Annotated in this window: 11 protein-coding genes and 1 tRNA gene; 7 read left to right on the top strand and 5 right to left on the bottom strand. The window is 33.8% G+C overall.

The window, feature by feature from the left end; translation table 11 throughout:
* On the top strand, window positions 1-366 hold a 366-nt coding region (locus QZQ55_RS09665; protein WP_295092842.1), incomplete at its 5' end, for a helix-turn-helix transcriptional regulator.
* Between the two features lie 6 nt (window positions 367-372).
* Here QZQ55_RS09665 and QZQ55_RS09660 read toward each other — a convergent pair.
* The 5 genes from QZQ55_RS09660 to QZQ55_RS09640 all read right to left on the bottom strand — a co-directional run bounded on the left by QZQ55_RS09660 (window position 373) and on the right by QZQ55_RS09640 (window position 5,698).
* On the bottom strand, window positions 373-1,101 hold the full coding sequence (locus tag QZQ55_RS09660) for a Mu transposase domain-containing protein (RefSeq protein ID WP_295092840.1): 729 nt from the start codon (window positions 1,099-1,101) through the stop codon (window positions 373-375).
* 43 nt (window positions 1,102-1,144) lie between these two features.
* Window positions 1,145-1,768 (bottom strand): ATP-binding cassette domain-containing protein, encoded by a 624-nt coding sequence (locus QZQ55_RS09655; RefSeq protein WP_295092838.1) that lies wholly within the window; start codon window positions 1,766-1,768, stop codon window positions 1,145-1,147.
* The gene (locus QZQ55_RS09650) at window positions 1,769-3,736 is read right to left on the bottom strand and encodes a hypothetical protein (RefSeq protein WP_295092836.1); all 1,968 of its coding nucleotides are present in this window, start codon (window positions 3,734-3,736) and stop codon (window positions 1,769-1,771) included.
* An 82-nt stretch (window positions 3,737-3,818) separates the two neighbouring features.
* Window positions 3,819-5,030 (bottom strand): GHKL domain-containing protein, encoded by a 1,212-nt coding sequence (locus QZQ55_RS09645; protein WP_295092834.1) that lies wholly within the window; start codon window positions 5,028-5,030, stop codon window positions 3,819-3,821.
* Window positions 5,027-5,698: a LytTR family DNA-binding domain-containing protein gene (locus QZQ55_RS09640; protein ID WP_295092832.1), complete on the bottom strand. Its 672-nt coding sequence runs from the start codon at window positions 5,696-5,698 to the stop codon at window positions 5,027-5,029. Before QZQ55_RS09640 ends, QZQ55_RS09645 begins: the two co-directional genes overlap by 4 nt.
* A 148-nt stretch (window positions 5,699-5,846) precedes the next feature.
* On the opposite strand from QZQ55_RS09640, the gene cysE reads away from it, so the two are divergent.
* From cysE to QZQ55_RS09610, 6 genes are all read left to right on the top strand, one after another.
* Entirely contained in the window at window positions 5,847-6,386 is a 540-nt protein-coding gene (gene cysE / locus QZQ55_RS09635; RefSeq protein ID WP_022425388.1) for a serine O-acetyltransferase, read from the top strand.
* 26 nt (window positions 6,387-6,412) lie between these two features.
* Window positions 6,413-6,489 (top strand) — tRNA-Arg (locus tag QZQ55_RS09630).
* A gap of 309 nt (window positions 6,490-6,798) precedes the next feature.
* Complete coding sequence (locus QZQ55_RS09625) at window positions 6,799-7,866, top strand: DNA cytosine methyltransferase (protein WP_295092830.1); 1,068 nt, start codon at window positions 6,799-6,801, stop codon at window positions 7,864-7,866.
* Between the two features lie 112 nt (window positions 7,867-7,978).
* Window positions 7,979-8,302, top strand: coding sequence for a YdcP family protein (locus QZQ55_RS09620; protein WP_295092844.1), 324 nt, complete (start codon window positions 7,979-7,981; stop codon window positions 8,300-8,302).
* Window positions 8,303-8,317: 15 nt separating this feature from the next.
* Window positions 8,318-8,701, top strand: coding sequence for a YdcP family protein (locus tag QZQ55_RS09615; protein WP_295092828.1), 384 nt, complete (start codon window positions 8,318-8,320; stop codon window positions 8,699-8,701).
* Between the two features lie 120 nt (window positions 8,702-8,821).
* A complete protein-coding gene (locus tag QZQ55_RS09610) occupies window positions 8,822-9,202 on the top strand; it encodes a DUF4825 domain-containing protein (protein WP_295092826.1) in 381 nt (126 codons plus the stop codon).
* Window positions 9,203-9,494: the final 292 nt, after the last annotated feature.

Below are 9,494 nucleotides of genomic sequence, written 5' to 3'. Positions count from 1 at the left end.
CGTAACTTCAATTCATCATCATTGTATTCTCCAATTGAAGATAAATTTAAAACTTTATATACCATACTAACCTACATAGAAAATAACTACTCACATGTTTCATTGTCTGGTTTAGCAAAAAAATTCCATTATAATGAAGCATATCTTAGTACATTAATCAAAAAAACATTCAATATATCATTTTCAGCTATACTTACAAATATAAAAATGATACATGCTAAAGCATTTTTAATAAACACAGACATGAACTTAGATGAAATTTCAATAGCAATTGGTTACAATAGTGTAGACCATTTTATACGTACTTTTACGCGACTAAATGGTGTTACACCTGGTAAGTATAGAAAACATTATTCAAAGATATAAAGGTTTTCAAATATATACTAATTGATTATGCGCAATAATTAATTTAATATTCTTGTAGCGGGGCACAGCTAAGTGTTGAAGTGCCATATGGCACGCTTCCTCAAGCTGCTTGGATGAATATAAGTCTGCCAACTTTAATATTGATCTGCAGCCGTTATATGCTTGTTGTTCCGCTTTATAATGATTCAATAACTGGTCAATGACCTTATAAGTACTTGGTCCTATCTTATCTGCCCATTTTCTAAATCTATCGCCATTCCATTCACCAGCTTTTTTATGATTCAATGGCATATGATCCATATTGGTAGAATACTGACCAGGATTGCCATATAAAAGTCTATGAGAACAGATATGTTTCTTCTTGTAATAGACTTCAATGATGTTTCTAGTGATTCTTACATCAACTTTATGCTTGATATACTCATAAGGGACTGAGTAATACATCTTATCAATAGAAATATGATAATTTAATTGAACTGTCGCCTGCTTCCACACAGCGAATTCATATGGCTCTTTAGGAAGAGGTCTCAGAAACATCTTCTCTTCATTTTCATAGATCTCTTTACGACTTCCATTTCGCTTTTGGAATGGTTTTTCATTGAATTCTTCAAGACATTTTCTTATATTCGAATTAGCTTCAATGCAGGAATTGAATCTCTTCTTTCTTAGACGAGCTATTATGGAAGATGTAACCTTGTCAACAGTACCCTCTACACTTAGCTTTCCCTTGTGCATAAAAAAGGCAATATAGAAAAGGTACTATATTGCCTATTGCTGATCAAATATGAATAACTCTTTCACAAAGCTTCGCAATATCTAGATCATGTGTCACAATCACTACAGTGGCACCATTATGATGATATTCCAATAACAGATTCATCATCATTTTTGTGTTTGTTTCATCAAGTGAACCGGTAGGTTCGTCACATAACACAATCTTCGGCTTTTTAAGAAGCAGCTTACAAAATGCGATACGCTGAGCTTCTCCACCAGATAAAGAATATATTTTTCTATTCTCATATCCTTCTAGCCCAACAGTAGTGAGTGCTTGTTTTATTGCATTCAATTTATCTTTCTTATTGCATCTTGAATACTTCAATACAATATCAAGATTCTCTTTGACGGTATAATCATCTACAAGTGCATTGTTTTGAAACATATAGCCTATATCATATCTCATAAGTAATAATGCATCTGTCTTATTTGAAATTGAATGATGATTAATGATAATTTCTCCATCGTCTACCTCTTCTAATAACCCTATGATATTGAGTAGTGTAGATTTACCAGAACCACTATTTCCTACGATTGCGATTAGTTCATTTTCTTCTATAGTGAGATTGAAATGATCAAAGATTGTTTTTGTATCATAGTGCTTCGTTATGTTTTTTAGTTGAATCATTTAAAAAGTTCCTTTCAATAAATGAATGATATTCTTTCTCTCAAACTTCTTTATGGAAAGTACATAAGTCATACCCCATAGAGTCATAAGAAACAGATGAATAATAAGAGTGTAGATGAAATAAGAATGACATAATAAAGAAATAAAGAATGTAGATATAAATAAAACAATTGTTGATTTCACAAAATAGAAATACTTGCTAAGAGGTGTATAACCTTCCATTGTCTCTATCGCAAGAAGTGATGCATGATACTGGATGAATATATGAATATTCTGGTAAATCATTAATATCATTAAACTGATTAATGCGACAGAAATCATAATAACCGCAATAAAGAGTGTTTGTTCTTGATGATTTAAAAGAGACATTTCATCATATGCGGTAATGATTTTAGAAGCATATTGATTTAAACTATATTTCTTTAAAATGGACTGAATTCTCTCTTGAGAGCCTTTGATCTTATAAGGATTATATTTATATCCTAGAATGACATCATAATCTTCAGGTAATCCATTTTCATTTGTAAGAACCTGTACAACAGGATTTGTAATACTGTTTGAATAATCAGATACGATTAAAGAGTTATAAGTAAAGAATTTCTGATTGTCTTTATAATAGATAATCTTAATACCATGTGGTGTATCAAACATAGCCTGAGTCATCTTATATATCTTCTTTTTTGAATAGTTTTGAGGTGCTAAGACTACTTTTTTCTTTTCATCTTCACTGATGTGAATAGTATGGCCATGTATATCTTGAATCACTTGTTTCTTTAGATAGTTTGTATTGACATAGGCCATACTTGTATTTGTATATGTTTCTTTATCAAATTCATTAAAGTCTGCATAGAGACTACCAAGATGATTGAATTCTTGATAAAGTTCTTTTTGTTTGTTTAAAAAATTATGACTAGTAAACAAGTCACTATTCTCTACATTGGAGACTTCACTCAAGATAGAATAATGTTTCATTGTATTCCACTCATTATGATTATTCATTCTACTTAATAGCGAATAACCAGTCTTTATTCCAATAGATGAGAGAAATAGAATAACTAAAACAATCATGAATAAAACTATTTGATTGAAATAAATGATTGTTTTAGATGGACCTTTGTTTTTGAGGAAGTCTATCGCTTTCACATCTTTAAAGTGATTGATCATAAGAACACATATAATCAAAGTGAGTGATAGAAATAAGAATAGGATCAAGAAATGATCAATTAAAAAATGAATGACAGATTGATTTATATGCCTGCATATTAGTAATGTAACGACAAAGAATCCTATGAAAGTAATAAGAAATTGTGATTGTATAATGGGATATATATAATCATACCCAATAGAAGATAAACTATATCCTTCAAGTCTTTTAATGCTGAAAAGTTTATAATTCTGCAGTAAGTCATAAATAATAATCAACATAAGAATGAAATAGAAAGCAGCTAAACAAATGATAATCCAAATCATATAATCAACCTGTCCGCTTGAGTCATTGAGGTCTTTTATAGATATATGTAATGTTGCATTCATCTCATTTTTAAATTGATTGAAAGACTGTTCATTTGGAAAGGTAACATATACTTCTCCCTCTAGCTGGTATCCATCACTCAATAGTTTATCTAGCGTATAAGTATTAAAAGTGAATGTATGATCAAACATAGGGGTAGACTTTAAATATTGATTCTTATCATAAGTAAGATAAACATATTTCTTGTAATGGTTATCCTTATTCTTCGTGATAAACAAATTACCCTGATATTTATCTAAACAATTCTCTACAGTATGCAATATTTGAGTTGAATCATTATTCATAATATCATGAGGAATTTGAATAGAATAAAAGCCAGGTAATCCTTTTTCTGCATATACAATATAATTAAAGTATTCATGGCTTGTGAGTGTATAGCTTACAGAAAAGAAGTTACATGTAAGGATACAAAAGATGATAATAATAGCTTTTTTCATAGTAATCTCTCTTTCACATGCACTCTAACATAATAAAAACTGCACTTACATGGAATTGTTGTAAAGTGCAGTTTGTTGTTGTTTAGTGAATCACATCAAAGAGTATGATGTCATTCACTAAATATTGGTCTGTTTGCTGGTATTGATTGATTCCATGATATTCATCTACAATCTCATTAATGATTGTGAGTCCAATACCATGATTATTTTTATTTTCTTTACTTGTATAGCCTTCTTTAAGAGTGACAGGCTGATCAATTGAGTTCTTTATTTGTATATATAGATTATTGTTTTTATTTTTTAAAGAGATAGAAACGTTTTTATCTGTTGTTTTAGAAGATGCTTCAAAGCTATTTTTAAATAGATTATATATTAACGATGATAGCTTTGAATCATTCATTGTGATAGTTCCTAGTACTTGATCATCTATATGACTATGGACTTGAGGATATTCCTCTTTGAAATACTGATAAAGCATATTAATGATATGATTTTGTGAATCATTATTGGTCTTATATAGATGATGACTGAGAATATCTAAATAAGGAAGCAGTTGATCTTGTTGATTTAAATAATAGTTTTTAATCATGAGAATCTGTTTATTGTAATCATGCTTGAATTTTCTAAGTTCCTGATATTTATGTGTATAAGAAGAAAGATATGACTGCTGCAGCTGGATGATTGTTTCTAGATTCTGCTTTGATATGTCTTCTTTTTTCTTTTCATAATTCATTTTCAAACAGAAATACAGTAAGAGCATCAATAATAGTGATGTAATGAGAAATAAAATGATATTCCATTTTATACTCTTATTCATAGAAATGTAGAGATTAGTCAATAAGACAAGCTGTGCTGATAATAATATACAGACAGAAGACAGAATAATCAAAATAGAGTTATTAATGATTAAATGATTTCGCTTTGTGATAAAACAAAGGAGAGTTATAAGAATCAATGACACAAGTGCACTGATGAATGATAAGTTATTGATATCATAAAATGACAAGAACGAATTGATACATATTTGGAAAAATACCATGATAATATAAGAAAAAATAAATTCTTTGATAGATTCCAAGGATAAATCAAATATGAAAATATAAGCAAGAAACATAAAGGCAATATTGGTGATAGAGGGATTGATTTCTTTCTTTAATACAACCATAACTAATGAAGTTAAGAAACAAATTATTCCCTTAACACAATGATGTTTATTGAACTCTTTATTGAATAATAAATAACTGATCATCAAAACATTCAACATGAGTAGTATTTGTTCGCAAAATGAAATCATAGTGTACTCCTTATATAATCATAATAGCTTTGTTGGATGTCTTTTAGTTTGCCTCTACTGATTTTGATTATTTCTGAAGTTGTGAGTGTAAGTTCTAAGTGATTGATATCTTTCAAATAATCAAAGTTAATAATGTATGACTTGTGAACACGATAGAAAGGGAAGTGAAGTTCTTTCTCCATATCTTTTAATGATTTGCGAATGAGATAATCTTTACTGTATGTATGGATTATTGTGTAAACATTATCTGCCTTTAAGTAGATGATTTCTTTATAATCAATCATCTGATTATCTAGATAGATACAATCTGTCTTTGATATTTGAATGAGATATCTTTCTAGGTCCTGTGACAAGGTATGACTATTTTTTAATAAATAAGCAACTACATGATTACCAAATGCTTCTATCATTCTATCCTGATATGAAGAGAGAAAGATGATAGGAGTATGAACTTCTAATGAGTTCTTAGTTAAAATACCATCCCCATCATTCATTTCTATATCTAATATAATAAGAGAAAATGTATCTTTGGTATTGAGAAACTCATTACCAGAAAAGAAGTGAGATACTGTAAAAGGTATAGGGTATTTGAATAATATAGAAGTAATCATTTTTTCTAACTTTTGATGAATCGATTGATCATCATCTACAATCGCAATATGAAACATAATAGCCTCCCTGTTTAGAGAGATAATAAAAAATATATTATATTTTGTCAATGACAGTATCTAATCCCTAAGATGACTAGGATTTATTATTACATTGTTTGACCATCAAATGATAAATCCTTATAATAGGGAAAAAGGAGTGGGGAGAATGGCGAAAACTATTGTTGGTGCAGTACTAGAAAATGATCCAGCATCACGTAACTGGTTCAATGTAATATTGAACTATCCAGGTGTACATGCTATCTTTTTTTATCGCATCAATCATTTCTTATGGACAAAATGCCATATGAAATTAATTGCACGTTTCCTGTCACAAGTAGCACGATTTTTTACAGGAATTGAAATACATCCAGGTGCAACGATTGGTAAACGATTATTTATTGACCATGGTATGGGAGTTGTAATTGGGGAAACAACTATTATTGGTGATGATTGTTTATTATATCAAGGTGTGACTCTTGGAGGGGTAGGTACAGGAGAACATACATGTAAAAGACATCCAACCTTACACAATAATGTAATGATTTCTGCTGGTGCAAAAATCATTGGGGATATTACTATTGGAGATAACAGTATTGTAGGTGCGAATTCAGTTGTATTGAAAGATGTACCACCTAACTGTACAGTAGTAGGTGTTCCTGGTATGATTGTGAAAGAGAATGGTGTCAAAGTACATCGTGAATTATAAAAAGGGGCATAAGCCCCTATATAAGTGTCTCAGTAGCTCAGCTGGATAGAGCATTCGCCTCCTAAGCGAAAGGTCGTAAGTTCAAATCTTATCTGGGACGCCAGCTAACAACGCCGGAAGCCTTTATTTAGCAAGGCTTTGATAAGGATGGTAGTAGAAAACCAGTAAAATCAAGGCTTTGCAGACAGCAGGCAGACGGTGCTTTTATAAAAAATGAATATGAAGATGGAAAAAGACGCATTTTGAGATTTGCGTCTTTTTCTATTGGGCTTTCTGCTTTACCTTGAGAAATGAGCAGACAACAGCAAACGCCATTGAATGGACTTCCATTGATGGTGTTTTTTTATTGTCTGGAAAGGAGCAGAAAAATGGAAACAACACATGAAAAAGCAAAACGAAAGGCGGTCTATGTGTGCCCTTAAATAAATTAGGAAGCCTGTTTGACGGAATCGGCGTGTTCCCTCTTGCGGCTTCCCGTAATGGAATTATTCCCGTTTGGGCAAGCGAGATTGAAAAATCCCCGATAGCCATAACCAAACGCCACTTCCCAGACATGGAACATTTAGGGGATATTACAAAGATACACGGAGGAAACATCTCTCCTGTTCACATTATTACATTCGGTTCGCCCTGCCAGAACCTTTCTAAAATCGGAAAGCGTGAGGGACTGGCCGGAAGCAAATCAGGACTGTTTTTTCAGGCTATCAGAATTATAGAAGAAATGAGGTGTGCTACAAATGGGTTATATCCAGTTATCGCTGTTTGGGAAAACGTCATGGGAGCGTTTTCTTCAAATGACCGGATGGATTTTAGAGCCGTGCTGCAATCATTTTCCGATACCGAAATTTCAATGCCTCCTACTGGAGGATGGGCTAACGCCGGTATGGTGCGAGGGGGAAAGACTGACCTGTGCTGGCGGCTCATGGATGCCCAGTATTGGGGAAAGCCCCGGCTTGTTCAGCGAAGAAAAAGAATCTTCCTTGTGGCAGATTTTAGAGGACAGCGTTCCGCAGAAATACTATTTAAGCCCCGCGATATGTTCCCGCTTCCTCCGCCTTGCACAGACTACGGGCTGCCCACCGCCGGAGCCAGTCGAATATCTCTTGATAAAACAAGGGGGAAAATACCCGTCATCCGCCCCTTTCAGGAACGGCGTATGCGGAGTGCCGCAAAATCAGGAAATCAGTCTGCTTTCCTCACAAGTTTCGGACGACCAGATGAACCTTTTCCAACTCTGTTGGCAAAAGCAGTCAATATGATTTCATTCTGGTATGAGGGAGAAGAAAAAGACGGAGTTCTCCGAAATTTGACACCCGTAGAGTGTGAGCGTTTGATGGGATTACCGGATGGGTGGACAGCATATGGAAATTTAGGACAGCCCATTAGCGATAATGCACGGTGCAAAGCACTTGGAAACGCAATCGCCCTGCCGTGTGCTGATTACATCATGGCAGGAATAGCAGAAACCATACATGAATAAGAAAGGCGGTCTTGTATGACAGAGAAGAATCGTTCCCCTCCGCTGTCGGATGGAACATCAACAGAAACTATCGAACCAACTATATTATTTCAGAAAGGACAGGTACATCTATATGGAATTAAAATTCGTTATCCCCAACATGGAAAAGACATTCGGCAACTTGGAGTTTGCCGGAGAAAATACTACGGAACAACAGAGAATCAATGGGCGTATGGCTGTCATTAACAGAAGCTACAACCTGTATTCCGATGTGCAGAGAGCTGATGATGTAGTTGTGACACTTCCTGCCAAAGCTGGCGAAAAACATTTCTCGCCGGAGCAGAAAGTAAAACTTATCAACCCACGAATCACTACCGATGGCTATAAAATCGGGGAACGTGGATTTGTCAATTACATCTTACTTGCAGACGATATGTTACCAGTGGAAAGTAAATAAGGGGGTATTCAGATTATGAGATTAGCAAATGGAATCGTCATTGATAAAGAAAAGACTTTTGGAGTGTTGAAGTTCTCCGCATTACGCCGTGAGGTTCATGTACAGAATGAAGATGGAACGGTCAGTGAGGAAATCAAGGAACGTACCTACGATTTGAAATGCAACACACAGGGACGCATGATACAGGTATCCGTTCCGGCGACTGTTCCGTTAAAGGACTATGACTACAACGCCGAAGTGGAACTTATCAATCCTGTTGCAGATACGGTAGCCAATGCGAATTACCGTGGTGCAGATGTGGACTGGTATGTAAAGGCAGACGATATTCTTCTAAAGAACAAAGATGCTCATGCCGGAAATCTACAGAACAATGCCCCACAGCAACCGCCGAAGAAATAAGTCTGTAACCTATGATTTTCATTGTACTGGTCAGATATAATTGATATAATATATATAATCATATTGATGTGTCTAGTTGATTGTTCATATTTAAATTTAGGCTTGGAAAGGAGAGGTTTTATGAAGAGAAAAATACTTGCAATTATTCCGATTGTCATGTTAATAATTTCACTGTCTGCATGTGGCAGAAAGGAAACATTGTATGAAATTCCTGATTTATCACAATATAAGACAGATTATGTGGGCGATTCTTCAAATGTTATAAATATTGTAAGTGGTCAAGAGTATCCGGCGGGATACTCATATGACAGTATAGAGATACAGTCTGAAACAGAGCCTTATGGATTAACAGTTTTTCTAAAAGATGAGCCGTCTGCAGCCAAACTTGAAGATGAATTGCAGGTTAATGCAGATATGACATTTGACTTGATTGGTAATTTGGGAACAATTGATTATAAAACAGCAGATAGCAAAGAAATTATTGCATCATATGAACGGTGATATATTTTTAGTCAACTTTTAGACAATTTGAAGAACGGAATATAAAAAGGCGTATGGAAGTTTTAAATCCATACGCTTTTTTGAAAAAAACTCATTTTTGAACAAGAGATTTGTAAGAACATATTATCTATTCAAAGACGGTTACAATTCCATATCATATGACTTTTTCTTAGTTCGAGCAGGCTGATTTCGCCGCATCTCCTGTTTCCTCTGATATTCAAGTTCCCAGGCACGATGGGAAAAAACATCAGGATCTTCCACATTGAGATAATCTACCTCATTGGCGGCAATA

It is taken from the genome of uncultured Catenibacterium sp., assembly GCF_900540665.1.
GTDB lineage: Bacteria > Bacillota_I > Bacilli_A > Erysipelotrichales > Coprobacillaceae > Catenibacterium.
The sequence above is the reverse complement of the archived record's forward strand: the minus strand, read 5'-3'. Positions and strand labels throughout refer to the sequence as shown.